The organism is Mesorhizobium sanjuanii (assembly GCF_002529485.1).
Lineage (GTDB): Bacteria > Pseudomonadota > Alphaproteobacteria > Rhizobiales > Rhizobiaceae > Mesorhizobium > Mesorhizobium sanjuanii.
In genome coordinates this window covers 78,158-100,882 of record NZ_NWQG01000006.1, presented here as the reverse complement: position 1 = coordinate 100,882, position 22,725 = coordinate 78,158, and the positions used below count along the sequence as shown (strand labels likewise).

21 protein-coding genes are annotated in these 22,725 nt (G+C 63.6%); 13 read left to right on the top strand and 8 right to left on the bottom strand.

Annotated features, from left to right (window positions below; translation table 11 throughout):
• Positions 1 to 57: 57 nt before the first annotated feature.
• The 6 genes from CN311_RS01500 to CN311_RS01475 form a co-directional block, all read right to left on the bottom strand.
• Positions 58 to 1,329, bottom strand: a complete 1,272-nt coding sequence (locus CN311_RS01500; RefSeq protein WP_097571662.1) for an amylo-alpha-1,6-glucosidase — start codon at positions 1,327 to 1,329, stop codon at positions 58 to 60.
• A 22-nt stretch (positions 1,330 to 1,351) separates the two neighbouring features.
• Positions 1,352 to 2,392 carry an ABC transporter ATP-binding protein gene (locus CN311_RS01495; protein WP_097571661.1) on the bottom strand — a complete coding sequence of 347 codons (1,041 nt, stop codon included), beginning with the start codon at positions 2,390 to 2,392 and terminating at the stop codon, positions 1,352 to 1,354.
• 21 nt (positions 2,393 to 2,413) lie between these two features.
• Positions 2,414 to 3,256 carry a carbohydrate ABC transporter permease gene (locus tag CN311_RS01490; RefSeq protein WP_097571660.1) on the bottom strand — a complete coding sequence of 281 codons (843 nt, stop codon included), beginning with the start codon at positions 3,254 to 3,256 and terminating at the stop codon, positions 2,414 to 2,416.
• Complete coding sequence (locus CN311_RS01485) at positions 3,253 to 4,098, bottom strand: carbohydrate ABC transporter permease (protein ID WP_097571676.1); 846 nt, start codon at positions 4,096 to 4,098, stop codon at positions 3,253 to 3,255. Before CN311_RS01485 ends, CN311_RS01490 begins: the two co-directional genes overlap by 4 nt.
• Positions 4,099 to 4,169: 71 nt before the next feature.
• Positions 4,170 to 5,438: an ABC transporter substrate-binding protein gene (locus CN311_RS01480; protein ID WP_097571659.1), complete on the bottom strand. Its 1,269-nt coding sequence runs from the start codon at positions 5,436 to 5,438 to the stop codon at positions 4,170 to 4,172.
• Between the two features lie 36 nt (positions 5,439 to 5,474).
• Complete coding sequence (locus tag CN311_RS01475) at positions 5,475 to 6,518, bottom strand: substrate-binding domain-containing protein (protein WP_097571658.1); 1,044 nt, start codon at positions 6,516 to 6,518, stop codon at positions 5,475 to 5,477.
• A gap of 323 nt (positions 6,519 to 6,841) precedes the next feature.
• On the opposite strand from CN311_RS01475, the gene CN311_RS01470 reads away from it, so the two are divergent.
• The 10 genes from CN311_RS01470 to CN311_RS01425 all read left to right on the top strand — a co-directional run bounded on the left by CN311_RS01470 (position 6,842) and on the right by CN311_RS01425 (position 18,630).
• Positions 6,842 to 7,816 carry a sugar-binding transcriptional regulator gene (locus CN311_RS01470; RefSeq protein ID WP_097571657.1) on the top strand — a complete coding sequence of 325 codons (975 nt, stop codon included), beginning with the start codon at positions 6,842 to 6,844 and terminating at the stop codon, positions 7,814 to 7,816.
• A 44-nt stretch (positions 7,817 to 7,860) separates the two neighbouring features.
• The gene (locus CN311_RS01465) at positions 7,861 to 9,306 is read left to right on the top strand and encodes an ABC transporter substrate-binding protein (RefSeq protein WP_097571656.1); all 1,446 of its coding nucleotides are present in this window, start codon (positions 7,861 to 7,863) and stop codon (positions 9,304 to 9,306) included.
• 149 nt (positions 9,307 to 9,455) lie between these two features.
• Positions 9,456 to 10,379 (top strand): carbohydrate ABC transporter permease, encoded by a 924-nt coding sequence (locus CN311_RS01460; RefSeq protein ID WP_097571655.1) that lies wholly within the window; start codon positions 9,456 to 9,458, stop codon positions 10,377 to 10,379.
• 9 nt (positions 10,380 to 10,388) lie between these two features.
• Complete coding sequence (locus CN311_RS01455; RefSeq protein ID WP_097571654.1) at positions 10,389 to 11,246, top strand: carbohydrate ABC transporter permease; 858 nt, start codon at positions 10,389 to 10,391, stop codon at positions 11,244 to 11,246.
• Between the two features lie 5 nt (positions 11,247 to 11,251).
• Positions 11,252 to 12,370: an ABC transporter ATP-binding protein gene (locus CN311_RS01450; RefSeq protein ID WP_097571653.1), complete on the top strand. Its 1,119-nt coding sequence runs from the start codon at positions 11,252 to 11,254 to the stop codon at positions 12,368 to 12,370.
• Entirely contained in the window at positions 12,367 to 13,491 is a 1,125-nt protein-coding gene (locus tag CN311_RS01445) for an ABC transporter ATP-binding protein (protein WP_097571652.1), read from the top strand. The genes CN311_RS01450 and CN311_RS01445 overlap by 4 nt, the downstream gene beginning before the upstream one ends.
• Positions 13,491 to 15,074: an FGGY-family carbohydrate kinase gene (locus CN311_RS01440; protein WP_097571651.1), complete on the top strand. Its 1,584-nt coding sequence runs from the start codon at positions 13,491 to 13,493 to the stop codon at positions 15,072 to 15,074. Before CN311_RS01445 ends, CN311_RS01440 begins: the two co-directional genes overlap by 1 nt.
• Before the next feature lie 10 nt (positions 15,075 to 15,084).
• The gene (locus CN311_RS01435; protein ID WP_097571650.1) at positions 15,085 to 16,122 is read left to right on the top strand and encodes a 2-hydroxyacid dehydrogenase; all 1,038 of its coding nucleotides are present in this window, start codon (positions 15,085 to 15,087) and stop codon (positions 16,120 to 16,122) included.
• 49 nt (positions 16,123 to 16,171) lie between these two features.
• A complete protein-coding gene (locus CN311_RS01430) occupies positions 16,172 to 17,689 on the top strand; it encodes a glycerol-3-phosphate dehydrogenase (protein ID WP_097571649.1) in 1,518 nt (505 codons plus the stop codon).
• Entirely contained in the window at positions 17,689 to 18,630 is a 942-nt protein-coding gene (locus CN311_RS01425; protein WP_097571675.1) for a sugar phosphate isomerase/epimerase family protein, read from the top strand. Before CN311_RS01430 ends, CN311_RS01425 begins: the two co-directional genes overlap by 1 nt.
• 38 nt (positions 18,631 to 18,668) lie before the next feature.
• Here CN311_RS01425 and fba read toward each other — a convergent pair whose 3' ends face one another.
• Positions 18,669 to 19,733 carry a class II fructose-bisphosphate aldolase gene (gene fba, locus CN311_RS01420; RefSeq protein WP_097571648.1) on the bottom strand — a complete coding sequence of 355 codons (1,065 nt, stop codon included), beginning with the start codon at positions 19,731 to 19,733 and terminating at the stop codon, positions 18,669 to 18,671.
• Positions 19,734 to 20,003: 270 nt separating this feature from the next.
• On the opposite strand from fba, the gene CN311_RS01415 reads away from it, so the two are divergent.
• From CN311_RS01415 to derI, 3 genes are read left to right on the top strand one after another with little or no spacing between them, the layout of a single operon-like run.
• Positions 20,004 to 20,771 carry a DeoR/GlpR family DNA-binding transcription regulator gene (locus CN311_RS01415; RefSeq protein ID WP_097571647.1) on the top strand — a complete coding sequence of 256 codons (768 nt, stop codon included), beginning with the start codon at positions 20,004 to 20,006 and terminating at the stop codon, positions 20,769 to 20,771.
• 9 nt (positions 20,772 to 20,780) lie between these two features.
• Positions 20,781 to 21,539 (top strand): triose-phosphate isomerase, encoded by a 759-nt coding sequence (locus CN311_RS01410; protein ID WP_097571646.1) that lies wholly within the window; start codon positions 20,781 to 20,783, stop codon positions 21,537 to 21,539.
• 39 nt (positions 21,540 to 21,578) lie between these two features.
• Positions 21,579 to 22,022, top strand: a complete 444-nt coding sequence (derI, locus tag CN311_RS01405) for a D-erythrulose-4-phosphate isomerase (RefSeq protein WP_097571645.1) — start codon at positions 21,579 to 21,581, stop codon at positions 22,020 to 22,022.
• A 62-nt stretch (positions 22,023 to 22,084) separates the two neighbouring features.
• Here the strand turns inward: derI and dhaL are convergent, their stop codons facing one another.
• Entirely contained in the window at positions 22,085 to 22,723 is a 639-nt protein-coding gene (dhaL, locus tag CN311_RS01400) for a dihydroxyacetone kinase subunit DhaL (protein WP_097571644.1), read from the bottom strand.
• Between the last annotated feature and the right edge of the window lie 2 nt (positions 22,724 to 22,725).

Genomic DNA, 22,725 nt, shown 5'->3' with positions numbered 1-22,725 from the left:
GTCTTCGTCATGCGCCGCTCCTGTAGCAGGCCGACCATAGGCGCGGCCTGCTATTTGTCAAACCTTCAGAAACTCTATCACCATCGCCGCCGTCCAGGTGAAACGGCCGCCGCCGAGCGGTTCGCCGCTGAGCGGATCATAATATTCGGCAAAGCCGCTTTCGGTGATGAGGTCGAGGCTGGACTGCGTGATCCGCTGGGCAATCTGCGCATGGCTGGCGGCAAGGCCATCGGCGATCATGTAGTTGACCACCAGCCAGACCGGCCCGCGCCAGTAGCGTTTGGCGTCGAAGCGCGCATCGCCGGGATCGTGCGACGGCACGATGTAGCGCGCCTTGCCGGCGATACGCTCGATGGTGTCGGCGATTGCCGTGGCACGGGGTTTCGGGATGGCCGAAAAGACCGGCAGGAGGCCGCCGACGGAGGCGCTGTCGACCAGCCTGCCGGTGACGCGGTCGAGGCAGAGATACTGGTCGTGTGTATCGCTCCACAATCGCTCCATCGCCGAAAGGCCTTTTTCCACCCGGGCGCGATTGGCTTTTGCGATTTCCTTCTCACCGAGTGTATCGGCGAGATCGGCAAGGTCGGTCGCCGATCGGATCAGGATGGCGTTGAAGCCGGGATCGACGATCCGGAACGGCGAGGCGTCGTGCAGTCTCGCATTGTCCCAGCCAAGCGCGCGAAAATGCTGCACCAGCCAGAGATAGCGGTCATATTGCTCTTTTGTCGGCCGGTGCGCCGGATCGGCATGCAAGGTGTCGCGGCGGACATAGGGATCGACGCCTTCGGTCGGCACGCGCTCGAAGGCGTCGTCCCAGTCGATGGAATTGTCGCGGCCGGACTCCCAGGGATGGATGATGGCGACCAGTCCTTCGTCCCTTGGGTCGCGGTTTTCGTAGAACCAGCGGTGCCAGGCATCGATCTTCGGCAGCAGGGCGCGGGCCCGCTCGGCCGCCAGTTTCCTGTCCTTCGCCCGGTCGAACAGGCGGCGCACGGCAAAGCCCGCCACCGCCGGTTGGGTGATGCCGGAAGTGGCCGTCGGGCGGTTGGTTCGCCAGATCTCCGGCCCGGGAAAATAGCCGTCATTCAGGACGTGGAAGACGATGTGCGGCACCATGCCGTCCGGCCACTGATGGGCAAACAGCGTCTCGATCTCTGTCCAGGCGCGCGCCTCGTCATAATGGGCAAGACCAAGCGCGGTCAGGCAGGAATCCCAGTTCCACTGGAACGGATAGAGGCCCTTGGTCGGGATGGTGTAGTCGCCATAGTCGTTTTCCCTGAGTACTTCCACGGCGCGGGCGATGGTTTCGTTGATGGCAAGTGAAGTCATTGAAGCGTTCGTTCTTCTCTGGTCAAAGCGCGTTGGTGGTTTCGGGATCGAACCAGCGGATGCGGTCGGCCTTGGGCGTCAACCGCAGACGGTCGCCGACGGCGACCGTGGCACTCGATTCGAGGATGGCGCGAAACAGCCCGCCCTGGACATCGCAGGTGACCAGCGTATGCGGGCCGAGCGGCTCGATCACCCGCACGGTGGCTTCAAGCCCGCTCTCGCCGGGCTCGACGTCTTCCGGGCGGATGGCGAATTCTATTGTCTGCCTGTCCGTCTTCGGACCGGCAAGCGTCAGCCCGGCGACCGTCCAGCTGCCGTTCGCGGCCTTTGTCGCGGGGATAAAATTCATCGGCGGATTGCCGATGAAGGAACCGACGAAGTGGGCGGCCGGGTTGCGGTAGACCTCGACTGGTGAGGCGGCCTGGACGATGCGGCCCTGATGCATGACGGCGATGCGGTCGGCGAGGCTCATCGCCTCGACCTGGTCGTGGGTGACATAGACGGTCGTGGTCTTCGATGCGGCGAGCACGCCCTTCAGCTCGGCGCGCATTTCGAGCCGAAGCAGCGCGTCGAGATTGGACAGCGGCTCGTCCATCAGGATGACGTCGGGCTCCATGGCGAGCGCACGTGCCACCGCCACACGTTGGCGCTGGCCGCCGGAGAGCTGACCGGAATAGCGTTTCAGCAATTGCTCGATATGCATGAGTTCGGCGGTGCGGTTGACGCGGCGTTCGACCTCCTGCTGCGCCAATTTCTTCATCCGCAGCCCGAAGGCGATATTTTCGAACACGGTCAGATGCGGAAAGACCGCATAGTTCTGGAACACCATGGCGATGCCGCGGTCGCGCGGCGGCAGATGATCGACGCGGCGGCCACCGATCCAGACCTCGCCCTGGCTCGGCGTTTCCAGTCCGGCGACGATCCTCAGCAATGTCGTCTTGCCGCAGCCCGAGGCGCCGAGCAGCACCATGAATTCCTGGTCGGCGATGGTGAGGTCTATCGAATGCAGAGCGGTGAAGCCGCCGAACCGTTTGGCCACGCCCTTGATAGCGATTTCAGCCATGAGCCGTATCCATGTTGCACGTCATCGGTTGGCGATCCCCCACATGGCGAACAGATATTTGCGCACGGCGAAGATGAAGATCAGCGCCGGGATGACCAGCGCCGCGCCGCCGGCGAATTTGAGATAGAGCGGCGATTCGCCGAGGCTCTGCAGCAGGAACGCGGTCAGCGTCCGGTTCTCGATGGTGAGCACGGCGGCGGCAAACACTTCGTTCCAAGAGATGGTGAAGGCAAAGACCGCCGAGGCGGCGATGCCCGGCAGCGCCAGCGGCAGGACGATCTTGCGAAACGCCTGCCAGCGTGTGCAGCCGAGCGTCCATGCTGCTTCCTCGAGCTCCACCGGGATGCCCGAGAACAACGAGAAGGTGATCAGCACGGCGAAAGGCAGCGCCAGCGTGGTGTGGACCAGCGCCAGGCCGATTGCGGTGTCGTCGAGGCCGGTGCGGATGAACATCACCGCCAGCGGTAACGCCAGCAGCGGCAGCGGAAAGGCGCGTGTCATCAGCACCAGGAAGCGGAACGTGCCCTTGCCCGGAAAGTCGAAGCGCGACAGCGCATAGCCGGCGGGAGCGCCGAAACCGATGGACAGGATCATCGTCAGGGAGGCGACCAGCACCGAGTTCCACAGCGCCCTGCCAACGCCGGCGAAATTGATGAAGAAGGCAAGGCTGCCGAAGTCGAAGGACGGGAAGAAGCGCTTGGGAAAGGCGGTCACCTGATCCGGCGACGACAGGGCATTGACGATCAGGAGATAGATCGGCAGCAGCACCCAGACGGACAGCAGGATGACGGTGGCGACCAGCAGCCAGTTGCCGGCCTTGCGGGCCGCGGGCGCGGCGATCGGAATCTCGGCGACCGCACTCATATGCGCGCTTCCTTCGGCACCCGCAGCACGCGCAGGAAGAACAGCGTCAGTCCTACGGAAATGGCGAGGATGAGCAGCGCGAAGGCGGCGGCGACGTTGCGGTCCTGCAGCGAGAACTGCCAGTTGTAGGTCTCACCCATCAGCACCGGCAGATTGGTGCCGCCGAGTGCGGCCACCACGGCGAACACCTCGAAGGCAAGGATGACGCGCAGGATGATCGCCGTCTGCAGGCTGGGGCGCAGCAAGGGCAGCGTGATCTTGACGAAGCGCTTCCACGGGCTTGCGCCGAAGACCTCGGCCGCCTCGTAATATTCCTTGGGGATGAGCCCCATGCCGGCGACCAGGATGACCATCATGATCGCCGTCGCGCGCCAGATCTCGGCCAGCACGACGGCAATGAAGATCGTCAGCTTGCTCTTGTAGCCGAGAAACATCACGGGCTTGTCGACGAGGCCGAGGTTCGACAGCAACGTGTTGAGGAAACCGGACTGGTCGAAGATGGCGAGCCAGATCAGCCCGGCGGCGAGATCGGAGATGCCGAGCGGGATGGCAAAGATGTAGAGTGCCGCCCCGCGCCCGGTTTCGAGCCTGGACACGACGGTCGCCATCAGCAGCGCCATGACCAACTGGATCGGCACGACGATGGCGGCGAGCAGGATGGTGTTCCACAACGCGATCGGGAACTTCCAGTTGCCGGCCATGGTGCGGAAATTGTCCAGCGTGAAGCCGCCGTCGCGGGTGAAAGCCTCGAAGGCGACCAGCGCGAACGGGTAGAGGAAGAAGATGCAGAGGAACAGCGTCGCCGGCATCAGCAGCAGATAGGGCAGGGCCTTGCCATGCATGGCGTGTCCTTTGGCGCGTGGCGGGCGCCCGGAGCGCAACAGACCTCCGGACGCCTCCCTCGGGAGGATTTCTAGTCGACCGGGCAGGCGCCTTCCGACGGCTTGTCGGGCGCCCAGCACGGCGCCTTGGCCTGGTCGACGAGGGCCTTGAGCGCTGCCGCTTGCTCCTCGAGCACGCCATGCACATCCTGGCCGCCGAGCACGATGCGCTCGAAGCTGTCGATATAGACCTGGTTGAACTTGCCATCGAGATCGCCGAGCCCCATTGGCAGCAGTGCCGGCAGCGCATCCGGGGCACCGGTCATGGTGGCGATCGCCGGGCCGAAGGCTTTCACCGAGGCCGGCATGTCGTCGGGCAGCTTGACGTCGACAACGGGAAAGAAGTTGGTGGCCTTGAGCGTCGCGATCTGCGTTTCCGGCTTCAGCATATAGGCGACCAGTGCCTTGGCCTTGTCCATGTCCGGCGAGGTCTTGGGGATGGCGACGCCGGCGACCACCGGCATGAAGCCGCGCCCGGCGGGACCGGCCGGCGCCGGAAAGGCGACAAACTCATCGGGTTTCTGGTTGAAGGCGTCGGCCAGGCGCGCGACATGGTCGAACGCCACCCAGACTTCGCCGGTCAGCAGCGGTTCCTGCATGAAGGCGTAGTTGGTCGAATTCGGATTGGTGTATTGCCAAAGTTCCTTGAACTTGTTCCAGGCGGTCTCGGCCTCCGCCGAGCGGAACTTGGTCACCATCGAACCGGTGTAGGACGGAAGCAGAAAACCTTCGAAAAAACGGTGCTTCAGCCCCTTCGGTCCGGCCGGGAAGCCGAATTTCGGCGAACCGGTCTTCTCGGCGATGTTCTTCGACCATTCGATGAGCTGGTCGTAGGTGATGGTGTTGAGATCGGCGCCGGCCGGCAGATATTGCAATGCCTGCTTGTTGGCCGCCATCAGGTAGGTGGCCTGCATCCACGGCAGGTATTTCTGCTCAGCCGTGCCGAGCATGCCAAGCTTCTTGTAGGCCTCGTTGACCTTGACGCCGCCGACATCGATGCCGGACAGATCGACAAGATCCGCACCCACGCTGGAGAAGTCCCCGTGCAGCCCGCCAAGCACGCCGATGGTTCCGGAGCCGGCCTGCAGTTCGGCCTGGAGACGGGTGAGCCAGGGCCCGACTTCCGCGACCTGATAATCGACCCCGCCATCGAATCCTTTCAGCACCTCGCTGCGCATCTTCTGGGTCTCTTCCACAGGCCGCGCCTGCGTCGACCAGAACAGCACCTGGGCCTGCGCGCCGCCGATGCCGAGCGACAGCGCGAGTGCGGCGCCGGCCAATGTCTTCCACGCATTCATCATGGTTTTCCTCCCTGGTTGTGCGCCGCTACGCTGGCGTCAGTTTTTTCCTGTGGGTGCCGGGCCATGGCTTGCCCGCGATACAAATGTCGGCCGGACCAGTCGCGTCAGCGGCGCGGCCGGCCTTTCGCCGATGACGGTCAACAGCATCTCGCCGATCTCGCGCGCGCATTGGCGGATCGAGGCATCGAATGTGGTGAGGCCCGGCGGCGCATAGGCCGAGGCGGCGATGTTGTCGAAGCCGATGACGGAAAGGTCGCGAGGGATGGTCAGGCCGGCGCGGGCTGCCTCTTCCATGACGCTGAGCGCCAGCTCGTCGAACAGCGCGACGATGGCCGTCGGCCGCTTGGCAGCATGCAGCAACCGGTTGATGGCCTGGATGCGGGCGCCCCGATCGAAGCGCGGCGCTGTCGCCACATCGAGCCTGACCGACGGGTCGCCTCGGCGGGTGATCGCCGCGGCGAGCCCATCCTGCCGCAGATGCCGAAACGTCATCGGCTCGGAAATGGTCACCAGGCCGAAATGGCGATGTCCAAGATCGTAGAGCATGTCGAAGGCTTCGCCGAAGGCATGCGCGCCATCGGTATCGAGCCAGTTGTAGGCAAAGTCGGTGTCGAGCAGCCGGCCATGGGCGACGAACGGGAAGTTGCGCTCACGCAAATAGGCGAGCCGCTCGTCGACCTCGGCGATGCGGGTGACGACGACGCCATCGGCGCGTCCGGATTCGACGACATGGCGAAGCACGGAAAGTTCCGACTGGCCTTGCGCTACAGCGGCAAGGATCAGGTCGGTGCCATGCGAAACCAGTCCTTCGCCGAGCCCGGTGACGAACTCGCCGAGGAAGGAATCGACCAGATTGGGCGCGCGGATCGGCAGCACCATGCCGACAAAGCCGCTGCGGCCGGAGACCAGCGTTCGGGCCGCCGTGTTGGGCACGTAGCCGGCTTGGCGCGCGGCCTCAGCGACGCGTTCGCGCGTCTTCAGTGCGATCTGCTGATGACCTGCAAGCGCCCGCGACACCGTGGTGATCGACAGGTCGAGTTGTGTTGCAAGTTCCTTGAGCGTGGTGATGCGGGCCGGCACTGTTCCTCCCGAACAAAGTGTTTGAAACGTTTGTAATAGCCTCGGCGAAAATTGCAAACGTTTTAAATCAACGTTCGACGTGGCTGCTCAGGTGCAGGTCCAGCCAGGCTCCGGGCGGCAAATGCGAGAAAGCCTGGGGCGATCGCCGCTCCGGCGGGTCTATCGGCACTGCATTTCGAACGGACGCCAACCTGCACGATGGCTCGACAGCGAGCTAAACCTGTTTTGCCCCCCTTGACGTGATTTGAGCCACGCGGCGCTTGACACCGGCGATGCTCTGTGAAAAATTTTGCACTAACTGATAAAAATATCATAGGGCGGAAATGGTTGGTTTTGGCAACGGCCTCCTGCGCGACGATGAAACCAGCATGGCGACCCGCGCCGCCTGGCTTCATTACGCCGGCGGGCTGACCCAGTCGGAGGTCGCCAAGCGGCTCGGCCTCACCAGCCTCAAGGCGCATCGCCTCATCACCAAGGCCAATCAGGAAGGCCTGGTAAAAGTCTATATCGACGGCGAAGTGTCGGAATGCGTCGCGCTGGAAGACGAATTGTCAGGACGGTACGGTCTCGATTATTGCGAAGTCGTTCCGGACTTCGATGCGGAAGAACTGCCGCTCAAGGCGCTCGGCATCGCCGGCGCGCAGTTTCTCAAGCGTGAGATCGAACGCGGCGAGGGCACGCTGATCGGCGTCGGTCATGGCCGCACGCTGGCCGCCTGCGTGGAGTATCTGCCGCGCATTGCGGCCGACGGGATCCGCTTTGTGTCGCTGCTGGGCGGCTTGACGCGCAAGTTCTCAGCCAATCCGCACGACGTTATTCATCGCCTGGCCGAACGCACTGGCGCGGAAGCCTATGTCATGCCGGTGCCGATGTTCGCCAACACGGTCGAGGATCGGGCCGTGCTGCTCGGCCAGAAGGGCATCAGCGAGGTCTTCGATCTCGCCAGATCGGCCGACCTTTTGATTGCCGGCATCGGCACAGCCGAGCGCGAGGCCTCGCTTGTCGCCACCGGCATGATCGAGAAGGGCGAAATGGAGGAAACCCGTCGCAAGGGAGGCGTCGGCGAACTGCTCGGCCATTTCTTCGATGACACCGGAAAGGCGGTCGAAACGACGCTTTCCAACCGGGCGCTGGCGCTGGCGCGCGAAGACATCAGCAATCGCAGGATTGTCGCCGTTGCCGGCGGCAAGGTGAAGGTTCGTGCCATCAAGTCGGTGTTGGAGGGCCGCTATCTCAAGGGCCTGGTCACCGATGAGCGGACGGCGCGAACGCTCGTGGGAGAAACGCCGGTCGGGTAGCCGGCAACATCCAAGTTGAAACTACCCTGTGGAGGAGAAGAAAAATGCATGAGAAAGAAAAAGACCTGATCGACGCGTTCCTGCGCGGACAAGTCGATCGTCGTGGCCTGATCAAGGGCCTTGGCGCAATGGGCCTTGCCGCCGGTACGGCCGGCACGCTGCTCAATCTGGGGCAGACCCGCGCGCTTGCCGCGGATTTCGACTGGCAGGCGCACAAGGGCAAGACCATCAAGCTCTTGCTCAACAAGCATCCTTATGCGGATGCGATGATCGCCAACCTCGAAAACTTCAAGAAGTTGACCGGTATGGAAGTCGTCTATGACGTGTTTCCGGAGGACGTCTACTTCGACAAGGTCACCGCCGCGCTGTCGGCCAGTTCGCCCGAATACGATGCCTTCATGACCGGCGCCTACATGACCTGGACATACGGCCCGGCCGGGTGGATCACCGACCTCAACGAGTGGATCAAGGACCCGGCCAAGACCAACCCGAACTATGCCTGGGACGACTTCCTGCCCGGCGTCAGGAGTTCTTGCGCCTGGAACGGTCAACCGGGCGGAGTGCTCGGGTCGGAAGACGCCAAGCAGTGGTGCATTCCGTGGGGATTCGAACAGAACAACATCACCTACAACAAGGGCATGTTCGACAAGGCCGGCGTCGCCGTTCCCGGCAACATGGACGAGATGGTCGCCGCGGCGGCCAAGCTCACCAAGGATGTTGGCGGCGGCGTCTACGGCATCGGCGTGCGCGGCTCGCGCTCCTGGGCGACGATCCACCCCGGATTCCTGTCGGCTTACGCCAACTTTGACCAGAAGGACCTCAACGTCTCGGCCGACGGCAAATTGTCGGCCGCGATGAACACCGCCGAATCCAAGGCCTTCCACAAGCAGTGGGTCCAGATGATCCAGGAGAGCGGTCCGAAGGACTGGTCGACCTACACCTGGTACCAGGTCGGCACCGATCTCGGCGCCGGCGCCTCGGCGATGATCTTCGACGCCGACATCCTCGGCTACTTCATGAATGGCGGCGACAACAAGATGGCCGGCAAGCTGGCCTTCGCCGCCTTCAAGGCCAATCCTGCGGCCAAGGCGCCGACGCCCAACATCTGGATCTGGTCGCTGTCGATGTCCAACTTCTCCAAGGACAAGGACGCTACCTGGTACTTCATGCAATGGGCATCCGGGCCAGAGCATGCCTTGTTCGGCGCCACCAAGATGGATTTCGTCAATCCCGTCCGTCAGTCGGTCTGGAAGGACGAGGTGTTCCGCGAGAAGCTGAACAAGAGCTATCCGGGCTATGTCGAGATGTTCGACGTCTCGGCGCCCGGCGCCAGCATCAAGTTTACCCCACAGCCGCTGTTCTTCGACCTCACCACCGAATGGGCGGCGACGCTGCAGAAGATGGTGGCCAAGGAAGTGCCGGTCGACGAAGGCCTGGACAAGCTGGCCGAGAGCATCAACGGCCAGCTCAAGGAAGCCGGTCTCGGCTAACCTGCTGCTGGAGGCTGGCCAGCTGGCCAGCCTCACCGATGTTGAATAGTTGCGATGCGGCGCTCCCGGCGCCGCCATTCGCCCAACCGGCCGCCTTGCTCCCTTGGGCGGCCGGCAGGGCGAAGCACAGGAATGACGGGTGAGCCACGATGACTGCGGCAACAATGCAAAGAAACAGGCCTTCCGGCTTCAGGATCAGCAAGCGTGTGCTGCCCTATGTGCTCAGCCTGCCGGCCTTGCTGGTCTGCATTGGCATCCTGATCCCGTTCTTCACATCTGTGGTCTATTCGTTCCAGCGCTACCGGCTGAGCCAGCCCTGGGCGCGGCAGTTCAACTGGGGCGAGAATTACCTCAACTTCTTCACCGACCCGAAATTCTGGAACACGCTCCAGGTTTCGCTGCTCTATGCGGGCATCACCGTGCTGCTCGAACTGCTTCTCGGCCTTGCCATCGCCATGCTGCTGCAGAAGCGCTCGACGCTGAACAACTTCATCTCGATCATGCTGTTGATGCCATTGATGACGGCGCCGGCACTTGCCGCCCTGATGTGGAAGCTGATGACCAATCCCGGCTTCGGCGTGCTGAGCTATCTGGCCAGCCTCATCGGCCTGCAGGATTTCCGCTGGGCCTCGTCGCCGTCGACCGCGCTTTTCACGGTCGTGCTGGTCGACATCTGGGTCTACACGCCCTTCATAATGATCCTGCTGCTTGCCGGCCTGCGCAGCCTGCCAACGCAACCTTTCGAGGCGGCCGCGCTTGACGGCGTGCCGAGGAGCTTCGTCTTCTTCCGCATCACGCTGCCGATGCTGACGCCCTATATCCTGACGGCGACGCTGTTTCGCCTGCTCGATTCCATCCAGCAGTTCGACATCATCTACGCTATGACCCAAGGGGGGCCGGGCGACACGCTGACCGTCTTCCAGGTCGAGGCCTATCTCAACTTCTTCCAGTCGACCAATGTCGGCCGCTCGGCGGCATTGATGATCATCCTGTGGGCGATCACCTATTTCCTGTCGAATATCTTCATCAAGAACTGGCTGCGCCTGCGCGAGCGCGCCCGTGGTCAGGCATAGGAGGCCGGGATGGAACACACCTCGCTTCTCGAACGCATCCTGCGCGGCGTGGCACTCACGCTGGTCGTCATCTTCTTCATGTTCCCGATCGTCTGGATCTTCATGATGTCGTTCCAGACCAACGAGACCATCCTGCGCATCCCGCCGCAGCTTGTCTTCGAACCGACGCTCGCCAACTATACGGCGCTGATCACCGGCAAGCTGACGACGATGTCCGGCACGCTCGATATCGCTTTCATGCGCAATCTCTGGAATTCGGTGTTCCTGTCGGTCACCTCGGTCGCCGTCGCCCTGCTGCTCGGCGTCCCGGCGGCCTACGCCTTTGCTCGGCACAAATTCCGTGGCTCGGAGGACATCGCCTTCACGCTGTTGTCGTTCCGCTTCGCGCCGGCGCTGCTGGTGCTGTTGCCGCTCACCCTCTATTTCCAGAAGCTCGGGCTGGCCAACACCTATATCGGGCTGATCTGGGTCTATCAGTTGATCTGCCTGCCGCTGATCCTGTGGATCGTGCGCGGCTATTTCGAGGACATCCCGGCCGACATCGAATACGCCTATCGCATCGCCGGCCATTCCTGGTTCGCCACCTTCCGCAAGATCGCGCTGCCGCTTGCAGGGCCCGGCATCGCGGCCGCCGGCCTGCTCGCCTTCATCTTCGCCTGGAATAATTTCGTCTTCGCGCTTGTGCTCGCCTCGGCCGACAAACAGCCGGTAACGGTTGGTGCGCTTGCCTTCATCACCTCTTCGGGCATCCAGTACGGGCAGATCTCGGCGGCGATCGTGCTGTCGATCACGCCGACGCTGGCGCTCGCGCTCTACGCGCAGCGCTATCTCGTCGAAGGCCTGTCGCTTGGCGCGGTGAAAGGATAGGTCCGATGGCAAGCCTTGAACTGAAAAACATCGTCAAGCGCTACAAGAGCCAGACCGTCCTCGACAATCTGTCGCTGACAGTCGCCGACGGCGAGACTCTGGTGCTGTTCGGACCCTCGGGAGCCGGCAAGACCGTGCTGTTGCGACTGGTCGCCGGCGTCATCGATCCCGACGAAGGCAAGATCCTGATCGGCGGCGAGGACATGACAGACGTCGACGCCGAGTTCCGCGGTGTCGGCATGGCATTCCAGAACTTCGCGCTGTTTCCGCATATGAGTGCCTTCGACAACATTGCGACGCCGCTTGAGGCCAGGCACTCCTCGCAATCGACGATCAAGGCAGGTGTCGAAAGCGTCGCCAAGCTGCTCAAGATCGGCCATGTGCTCAGCCACAAGCCGCGCGCCCTGTCCAACGGTCAGAAGCAGCGCACCGCGCTCGCCCGCGCCTTGGTCGGCGCGCCGCCGCTGCTGCTGCTCGACGATCCCTTGCGCAATGTCGATGCCAAATTGCGCTTCGAGATGCGGCTCGAGCTGCCAAGGCTTCTGGCCGATCGTGGCGCCACGGTCGTCTACGTCACCCAGGACTACAAGGAGGCGATGGCGCTCGGCGATCGCATCGCGGTGATGTCGCAGGGCGTGATCAGTCAGCTCGGCACGCCCGAGCAGATCTATCGTGAGCCGGCCAATATCGAGATCGCGCGGCTGTTTGGCGACCCGACCATCAACCTGCTCGATGTCAAGCCAGTGCGTGACGGCAAGGGTGTCTATGTCGGCCTTTCTAATGTCCAGGTTCATCTGCCAGCCGCCTACGAAACGGCGGTCGGCCGCGACTGCGTCATCGGCTTGCGCCCTGAAGCGCTGAGCTTCGTCGATGGAGGGGTGCCCGGCGCTATTCCCGTAACGGTCGAGGCCGAGACGCCGCTCAACGAAAAGATCGTCACGCTGGTGCGCACCGTGCGTGGTCGCGAGATTCTGGTGTCGCGTCCGGCCGGAACGCCCGGCCAGGCCGAAGGCAAGGCCCATATCGCCGTCGACAGCAAGAGCGCGCTGTTGTTCGATCAGGCTAGCGGCGAGCGGATAGGCTCGAAGAACGTCGTCAGCCTGCGCAATGGAGAAGCGGCATGAACGCCAGCGCACTCACCATCACCGGCGTCGACAAATTCTACGGCCCCATCGACAGAGGCGTGCACGCCGTCCAGAATCTGACGATGGAGATCGGCAAGGGTGAGATCGTCGCGCTGCTCGGCTCGTCCGGCTGCGGCAAGACCTCGACCTTGCGCATGATAGCCGGCTTCGAAGAGGTCTCGCGCGGCACGATCTCGGTTGCCGGCCGTCAGGTACACAGGCTGGCGCCCGTCAAGCGCAATGTGGCGATGGCGTTCGAGGGCTATTCGCTCTATCCGCCGCTGACCGTGCGCGAGAACATGGCTTTCGCGCTGAAAGCGGCCAGGCTGCCGAAGAGCGAGGTCGACGCCAAGGTCGCCAGCATCGCCAAGCTGCTCGAGATCGAGGATATCCTCGAGCGCTATCCAAGCTCCATCTCGGGCGGCCAGCAACAGCGCGCCAGCCTTGGGCGGGCGCTGATCCGCGAGGCCGACCTGCATCTGCTCGACGAGCCGATGGGCCAGCTCGAGCCGCAGCTGCGCGCCGTGCTGCGCGGCCGCATCAAGCACTTCATCAAGGAGCGTGGCCTGACCGCGATCCTGGTCACCCACGACCAGACCGAGGCCAATGCGCTGGCCGACCGTATCGCGGTCATGGAAGGCGGCGTGCTGCAGCAGTTCGATACGCCTGACAGGATCAAGCAGCGGCCGGCGAACCTGTTCACCGGCACTTTCGTCGGCGAGCCGCCGATGAATGTCTTCGAAGCCTACGTCGGCTCGACGGCCGGCAAGATCAATCTGCGGCTGCCCGACGGGCTCTCGCTCGACTATGACAAGGACGCCTTCAGCGGCCCTGTCCGTGATGCGCTGCTCAACCGCGAGCGGGTGGTGATCGGCGTCAGGCCCTATGCGGTCCGCCGCTCCAAGGACGGCGTGCCGGCCACCGTTTCGGCCAATCAGTGGCTCGGCGACCAGACGCATATCGCCGCCGATTTCGCCGGCGGATCGCTGGTGCTGGTCGAGCATGACCGGACCCGCCTGGAGCTTGGCGCGCCGATCAATGTCAGCATCGATCCGAAGAACCTGCACGTCTTCGACCAGGTCAGCGGTAACGCCATTTCGCACGGCATGGAGCTGGCCTGATGCGGGATGTGCTGATCGGCATCGATGCCGGCACGTCTGTCATCAAGTCCGTCGCCTTCGACACGGCGGGCCGGCAGATCGCTGCCGCCGCGCTGCCGAACAAATATGAGACGTTGCCGGGCGGAGGCGCCGAACAGGATCTCGCGCGCACCTGGCTCGATACCGCTGCTACCTTGCGCCAACTCGCCGACAAGGTGCCCAACCTCGCCAGCCGGGTGATTGCGATCGCTGTGACCGGGCAGGGCGACGGCACCTGGCTGATCGACAGGGAGGGCGAGCCGGTCGCCAAGGGCTGGCTGTGGCTCGACGCGCGCGCCGCGGGGGTGGTCGAGGAAATCCGCGCCCGGCCGGAGGACCGGCTGCGGTTTGAGAAGACCGGCAGCGGTCTCGCCGCCTGCCAGCAGGGATCGCAGTTCGCCTTCATGAAGCGCAACATGCCCGAGATGCTTGGCAGGGCGGCAACCGCATTCCACTGCAAGGACTGGCTCTATTACAAGCTGACCGGCGAGCGCGTCACCGACCCGTCGGAAGGGACCTTTACCTTCGGCGATTTTCGCACGCGCGGTTACAGCGACGAGGTGCTGGATGTGCTCGGCGTCACCGATCTCAGGCATCTGCTGCCGCCGATCGTCGACGGTACCAGGCATAGTGCGAGCCTGTCGCAGGCGGCGGCCGACGCCACCGGGCTCGTCGCCGGCACGCCGGTCGTGCTCGCCTATGTCGACGTCGTCTGCACCGCGCTCGGCGCCGGCCTGTTCGATCGTGAGCGCAGGCCCGGTTGTTCCATCATCGGCTCCACCGGCATGCACATGCGGCTGGCCGAGACGCCGGAAGAGGTGCTGCTGAACGAGGCTGCGACCGGCTACACCATGACGATGCCGGCGCCGGGCGTCTTTGCGCAGATGCAGTCGAACATGGCGGCGACGCTCAACATCGACTGGGTGCTTGGCATCGCCTCCGGCATCCTCGCCTCGCAAGGCATCACGCGGACAAATGGCGAGATGATCGCACTGGTAGACGAGTGGATATCGTCGTCTGAACCGGCCTCGCTGCTCTATCAGCCCTATGTATCGGAAGCCGGCGAGCGCGGGCCGTTCGTCGATGCCAATGCCAGGGCCGGCTTCATCGGCATTTCATCGCGGCACGGCTATGCCGATATGGTCCGCGCCGTCTTCGAAGGGCTGGCCTTCGCGGCGCGCGATTGCTACGCCGCCATGGGTCCGCTGCCCAAGGAGATTCGTTTGACCGGCGGCGCGGCCAGAAGTCCGGCCTTGCGCAAGATACTGGGCGCCGCGATCGGCTCAGACATTCGCACCAGCGAGCGCGAGGAGGCGGGTGCGGCGGGCGCGGCGATGATCGCAGCGGTGTGCGTTGGCCAATACGCATCGATGGATGAATGCGTCGAGGAATGGGTCACGCCGCTGCTTGGCGCGGCCGAGCCGAGCGACCAAAAACTTGCCGCCGTCTACGAGCGGCTTGTTCCATCCTACACATTGGCCCATGAGGCGCTGCGGCCGGTCTGGCGTTCGATGGCCGCGCCCAGAACAAAAACCGACGTGACCAAAACTGGCCTGACGAACTGAGAAGTCGAGTATGCGCAAGATAGCGATCATTGGCGACCGTTTCATGCTTCCCGAAGTGTTCCGCGCGAAAATCGAGGAAGCCTGCGGCGACAATCTCGACATCCGTACCCATGAGACCGCCTGGCCCGACGAGCCGATGCAATTCGGCGATCCCGCCCTCGGCCTCGACAAGGTCAAGGAGTATTTTGGCGATCCGGACGAGGTGGTGGATTTCATCGGCGATGGCGAAATCTTCGTCACTCAGCTCTCGCCACTCTCCGAGGCCATGATGCGGCGTCTGCCGGCGCTCAAGCTGGTTGCGGTGTCGCGCGGCGGCCCGATCAACATCGACATGGCCGCTGCCAAGACGCACGGCATCACCGTCGTCAACGTGCCGGGTCGCAATGCCAGCGCCGTGGCCGAGTTCGCCATAGGCGCCATCCTTGCCGAAACCAGGTTGATCCGGGTGGGGCACGAGGCCCTTCGCAAGGGGGAATGGCGCGGCGATCTCTACCGCGCCGACCGCACCGGCCGCGAGCTCAATGAAATGACTGTCGGCGTCATCGGCTATGGCAACATCGGCACCAAGGTTGTCCGCTTGTTGCGTGCCTTCGGCTGCCGCATCCTGGTCACCGATCCCTACGTGCAACTGAGCGCGGACGACCGCAACGGCGGCGTCGAACTGGTCGCGCTCGACGAGCTTCTGTCCCGCTCCGACGTGATCACGCTTCATCCCCGCGTGACCGAGGAAACCCGCGGCATGATCGGCAAGGAAACCATCGCGCGGATGAAGCCGGGGGTGACCCTCGTCAACACCGCGCGCGGGCCGCTGGTCGACTACGACGCGCTTTATGATGCGCTCGTTTCTGGACACATCGCCAGTGCCATGCTGGAAACCTTCGCGGTCGAGCCGGTGCCCGCCGACTGGCCGCTGCTGCAATTACCGAACGTGACCTTGACGCCGCACATCGCCGGCGCCTCGGTGCGCACCGTCACCTATGCCGCCGAGCAGGCAGCCGAGGAGGTGCGCCGCTACATCGCCGGCCTCCCGCCGGTCAATCCGTGCTGAAAGCCACAGGAGCCATGAAGGACTTGCTACGCATCAAGGGCCCAGTGACATGAGCGGCGATAGCGAGATCGTCGACCTCTTCGTCATCGGCGGCGGCGTCAACGGTGCCGGCATTGCGCGCGATGCCGCCGGCCGCGGCCTTTCCGTCATCCTGTGCGAGAAGGACGATCTCGCCGAAGGCACCAGTTCCCGCTCCGGCAAGCTCGTCCATGGCGGCCTGCGCTATCTCGAATATTACGAGTTCCGGCTGGTGCGGGAGGCGCTGATCGAGCGCGAGGTGCTGCTGGAATCGGCACCGCATATCATCTGGCCGATGCGCTTCGTGTTGCCGCACAGTCCCGACGACCGGCCGGCCTGGCTGGTCCGGCTCGGCCTGTTCCTCTACGACCATCTTGGCGGCCGCAAGCGGCTGCCGGCCACGCGTACGCTGAACCTGCGCACCGCGCCCGAAGGTGCGCCGATCAAGGATGCGTTCAAACGCGGCTTCGAATATTCGGACTGCTGGGTCGACGACGCCCGCCTCGTCCTTCTCAATGCGCTGGACGCAGCGGAACGAGGCGCGAAGATCCTGACCCGGACCGCCTGCACCGCCGCCCGTCGCGAAAACGGTCTGTGGTGGGTCGAGATGCGCGACGGCAGGACCGGTGTCAAAACCACGGTGCGGGCGCGGGCTCTGATCAATGCCGCCGGTCCCTGGGTCAACGACGTCATCAACCGCGTTGCCGGCCAGAATTCCAGGCGCAACGTACGCCTGGTCAAGGGCAGCCACATCGTCGTGCCGAAATTCTGGGAAGGGCGTCAGGCCTATCTCATCCAGAACAGCGACAAGCGCGTCATCTTCATCAATCCCTACCAGAACGATCTGGCACTCATCGGCACCACCGACATTCCCTACGAAGGACGGCCGGAAGACGTTAAAGCTGATGCCAGCGAGATCGATTATCTGATCAAGGTCGTCAATCGCTACTTCAAGCGGGGGCTTGCCCGCGAGGATGTCGTCCATTCGTTTTCCGGGGTCAGGCCGCTCTATGACGACAACGCCGACAATCCGAGCGCGGTGACACGCGACTACATCTTCGAGCTCGACGCTTCGGCAGGGCAGGCGCCGCTGCTCTCCGTTTTCGGCGGCAAGATCACCACTTTCCGCAAGCTGGCCGAACACGCGCTGGACCGGATCGCTCCTTTCTTTCCAGCAATGGGCAAGCCCTGGACGTCGAAAGGGCATCTGCCGGGCGGCGACATCGCCAATGCCGACTTCGAACAGTTCCTCGGCGACCTCGGCCGCGATTATCCCTGGATGCCGGCATCCCTCGCCAAGCACTATGGCCGGCTCTACGGCACACGGACGCGCGTTCTGGTCGGTTCGGCGCGCTCGCTCACCGATTTGGGACGGCGCTTCGGCAAGGATTTCTTCGAGCGCGAAGCCAATTACCTGTTCGAGCACGAGTGGGCGCTGACATCGAGCGATATTGTGGAACGGCGCACCAAGCATGGCTTGCATCTGTCGGCCGCGGAAAGAACCGCATTCGAGAATTGGTGCGCGAGCCGGCTGGCGAAGGCGGGTTGATGACCTTCACGCTGTCCCTCAACACCAATCCGCTGGTCAACCGGTTTGCCGATCCGGACGATCTGATCGATACGATCGCCTACGATATCGGCATCAGGGACGTGCAGTTGACGCATGAATTCGTCAATCCCGGCTGGCCGGCGGCGACGATCGCGAAATTCATCCGGCTGTTCCGCGGCGCGCTCGACCGCACCGGCGTGCGCGTGACATCGGGGATGACCGGCCCCTATGGCCGGCTCAACCATTTCGGCCATCCCGACGCCGATGTCCGCCGCTACTATGTCGACTGGTTCAAGACCTTCGCCGACATTTCCGCCGAACTCGGCGCCGGCGGCATGGGCACCCAGTTCGCGATCTTCACCCACAGGGACTATGACGACGCCGAGCGCCGTGCCCGGCTTCTCGACATCGCCATGGAATGCTGGCGCGAGGTCGCCGAACACGCCAAGGCGGCCGGCCTGACCTACCTGTTCTGGGAGCCGATGTCGGTCGGCCGCGAGTTCGGCCACACGATCGAAAGCTGTCGGGCATTGCACCGGGAGATCGAGGCCGCCGGCATGGCCATTCCGCTGAAAATGATGGTCGACATCGATCATGGCGACGTGACGTCGAGCAACCCCGCAGACATCGATCCCTATGCCTGGGCCGAAGCGTTTCCCCTGGAATCGCCGATCATCCACATCAAGCAGTCCTCGATGAACAAGGGCGGCCACTGGCCCTTCACCGCCGCCTACAACAGGGATGGCCGCATCACGCCGGAGAAATTCCTGGAGACGGTGCGGCGCGGCGGCGGCACCGACAATGAGATCTGCCTGGAACTGTCGTTCCGGGAGCGCGAGCCGGTCGATCACCAGGTCGTCGCCATGATCCGCGAGTCGGTCGACTACTGGGCGCCATTCATCGACGCGGGCAGGGCCGCAATTCTGCCGCGAGCAGGATAATCGGGCAGGAGCCGAAACAGCTCCTGCCCGAGAAACTCTCAGCCGAACTTCGGATCGAGGCTGCCCGACTTGTAGCGCTTGGCCATTTCCGAGACCGGCAGCGGCTTGATCTTCGGCGCGTTGCCGGCGGTGCCGAACTGCTCGAAGCGCTCCTTGCAGAGCTTGCGCATAGCCGCCATCGCCGGCGTCAGATATTTGCGCGGATCGAACTCGCTCGGGTTCTCGGTCAGCACCTTGCGGATGGCACCGGTCAGCGCCATGCGGTTGTCTGTGTCGATGTTGATCTTGCGCACGCCGTGCTTGATGCCGCGCTGGATTTCCTCGACCGGCACGCCCCAGGTCGGCTTCATCTGGCCGCCATATTTGTTGATGATCTCCTGCAGGTCCTCCGGCACCGAGGACGAGCCGTGCATGACAAGGTGCATATTCGGCAGGCGGCGGTGAATCTCCTCGATGACGTTCATGGCGAGCACCGCGCCATCGGGCTTGCGCGAGAACTTGTAGGCGCCGTGGCTGGTGCCCATGGCGACGGCCAGCGCATCGACATGCGTATCCTTGACGAATTCCACCGCCTGTTCCGGATCGGTCAAAAGCTGGTCGTGGCTGACGGCGCCTTCGACGCCATGGCCGTCCTCCTGCTCGCCGCCGCCCATCTCCAGCGAACCGAGCACGCCGATCTCGCCTTCCACCGACACGCCGCCCCAATGCGCCATGTCGACGACGCGGCGCGTGATGCCGGAATTATAGGCGTAGTCGGCCGGCGTCTTGCCGTCTTCCTTCAGCGATCCGTCCATCATCACCGAGGTGAAGCCGTACTGGATCGCGGTCACGCAGGTGGCTTCGTTATTGCCATGGTCGAGATGCATGCAGACAGGGATATCCGGGTGGATTTCGACCAGCGCGTCGATCAGCTTGGCCAGCACCACGTCATTGGCATAGGCGCGCGCGCCGCGGCTCGCTTGCAGGATGACCGGTGACTTGGTCTCCTCGGCGGCCTCCATGATGGCGAGGCCCTGTTCCATGTTGTTCATGTTGAAGGCAGGCACGCCATAGCCGTGTTCGGCGGCATGGTCGAGCAATTGTCTCAATGTGATGCGAGCCACCCAATAGTCTCCCGTGTCTGGTTTCAGGCCTGTGGTTGCGAGCTGTCCGGTCGTCGTTCAGCCCGCTGATGCTTCTGGCCGGATTTCCGCCGGACCGCAACCTTTGGACGCCCCGGCCGGAGCAATTCTTGTTACAGGAAAGCGATCTGGAGAACGATAATATCTCATGTGAATATATCATTATCACAAAGATTTTGATTGGATTGCGATCCTCTGTGTTATAATGCTGTGAGGAATTCGGGGCGTCAGGTCGCCCGGAGAAACTGCGCAATGAAGAGCGACGGCCGGCGGCAAGGCATCATGGATTTTTTGATGGACGCTGGCACGGCGAGCGTCGACGACCTCGCCTCGCGTTTTGGCGTGTCCAGGATGACCGTTCATCGCGACCTCGACGAGCTCGAGGAAAGCGGTTTCCTGCGCAAGGTGCGCGGCGGCGCCTCGATCCAGCCGAGCGGCCTGTTCGAGAGCGATTTCCGCTACCGCCAGAAGCAGGCGCGCGAAGAGAAGCGGCGCCTGGCCGCCGCCGCGGTGGCGGCGATCGAACCGGGCCAGACGGTGATCATCGATGACGGCTCGACGGCGGGCGGCATTGCCGGTCATTTGGCCGATCTGCGGCCGCTGACAGTGATCTCCAACAATCTGGCCGTCATCCAGGAACTGGCCGGCGTTGGCGGCATCACGCTGATCGCGCTCGGCGGCCAGTACAGCAAGAAGTTTCACGGCTTCTTCGGTCTGCTTGCCGAGGACACGTTGAAATCGCTGCGCGCCGATGTCGCCTTCCTGTCATCGTCGGCCATCCACGGCGCCTCCGCCTTTCATCAGGACCAGGAGGTGGTCCAGACCAAGCGTCTGATGATGGCCGCCGCGGCGCGCAGATATCTTCTGGTCGATCACGGCAAGTTCGGTCGCACGGCGCTGCATTTCCTCACCGATCTCAAGGCGTTCGACACCGTCTTCACCGGCCGCGAACTGGAGCCGCCCATGCGTGAAGCGCTGGACGCCGCTGGCGTTGCGGTAACGATTGTCGAAAAGGATTGAGAGGTACGCGTGGTTTACTGGGTCGGTACGAGCTGGAAGATGAACAAGACACTCGCCGAGGCGCTTGCTTTCGCCGAGGCGCTGGCGGGGTTCATCCCCGGTTTCGACGAGCGCATCCAGCCTTTCGTCATCCCGCCTTTCACGGCGGTGCGCGAAGTCAAGAAAGCGCTGTCACGGACACGGATCAAGGTCGGCGCGCAGAATATGCATTGGGCCGATGCCGGCGCCTGGACCGGCGAGATTTCGCCGGTGATGCTGACCGATTGCGGACTCGACCTCGTCGAACTTGGCCACAGCGAACGGCGCGAGCATTTCGGCGAGACCGACCATGCCGTCGGCCTCAAGACCGCGGCGGCGGTAAAGCATGGTTTGATACCGCTGATCTGCGTCGGCGAGACGCTTGCCGAGCGCGAGGGCGGGCGGGCCGATGCCGTGCTCACCGCGCAGGTGCAAGGCGCGTTGCAATTCCTCGAAGGCGAGGCGAGGGGCGAAAAAATCCTGTTTGCCTATGAACCGGTCTGGGCGATCGGCGACAAGGGCATTCCGGCCAGCTCCGACTACGCCGACAGGCAGCAGGCACTGATCAAGCAGGTCGCCGCCGCGCTGCTCCCTGCCACACCGCCGGTTCTCTATGGCGGCAGCGTCAACCCTCAGAATGCCGCCGAACTGATCGGCCAGCCCAATGTCGACGGCCTGTTCATCGGCCGCTCGGCCTGGCAGGCGGAAGGCTACATCGCCATCCTCGGCCGCGCCTCGGCCGCGGTCTGAACCAATCGAACACGCATCAAGTCAAGGAAGGACACGACCATGAAAATAGCCATTGGAGCCGACAGCGCCGGCAAGCCGCTGCTCGACGTCATTGCCGCCCATCTCGCCACCAAGCCCGGCCTCACCGTCAGCGACCTCAGTCAGGCCGGCTACTATGCCGACCTGTCGCAGAAACTCGCCCAGACGATCGTCGATGGCGAGAACGATCGCGGCATCCTGTTTTGCGGTACTGGCATCGGTGTTTCGATCTCAGCCAACAAGGTGCCGGGCATTCGTGCCGCACTCACCCACGACACTTATTCGGCCGAGCGCGCGGCGAAATCCAACAACGCCCAGATCATCACCATGGGCGCACGCGTCATCGGTCCGGAGCTGGCCAAGGCGATCGTCGATACGTGGCTCGCCTCGGAGTTCGACGAAAATGGCCCGTCAGCGGGGAATGTCCAGGCGATCAACAAGCTCGATGCGGCGAAGGCAGGCTAGAGTCCCGGATTGAAATTCAGACGCTTAAACAGTAAGTTAGAGCGGCAAACGGATTCGTCGCTCTAAGCTAGGCCTTTCCGCATCGCGCCGATGACAGTGACAGCCGATGCTGCCCCTGGATCAACGTGCCCGAGCGAGCGCTCGCCAAGCCGCGACGAGCGGCCCTTCGCGGCGATCATGTCCTTGGTCCCCTCGGCACCCTGCTCAGCCGCTTCAAGCGCCGCGTCGAGACTTTCGGCCAGCGTCTTGCCGGTGGCATGCGCGGCGGCCGCTGCCTCGGCCGCCGGCTGCCAGGCGTCGACCATCGTCTTTTCGCCGATCTCGGCCTTGCCGCGATCCCTGATGCCTTGCGCCATCGCCTGCAACATGGCGACCGCATCCGTGTCCGCCAGCGTCGCCTTGCCCTTGACGGCGGCGGCAGCGCGTATGAACGCCGTGGCATAGAGCGGGCCGGACGACGCACCAACGGCGTTGAGGAAGGATTTCGCCGCGGTGTTGAGCAATGCCGTCGGTTCGATCGCCGAAAGGTCGAGCGCGGCCAGCGCATCGCGCACCGCACCGAAGCCAAGCGCCATGGCGATGCCGTGATCGGCGTCGCCGATGACGCCGTCGAGCTGACAAAGCCGGTCCTTGTCGGCCTCGATCGCCACCGCGATTTCATCGAACATTGCTCTCAGGCGAGCCGTGTCTATCATTGTCATGG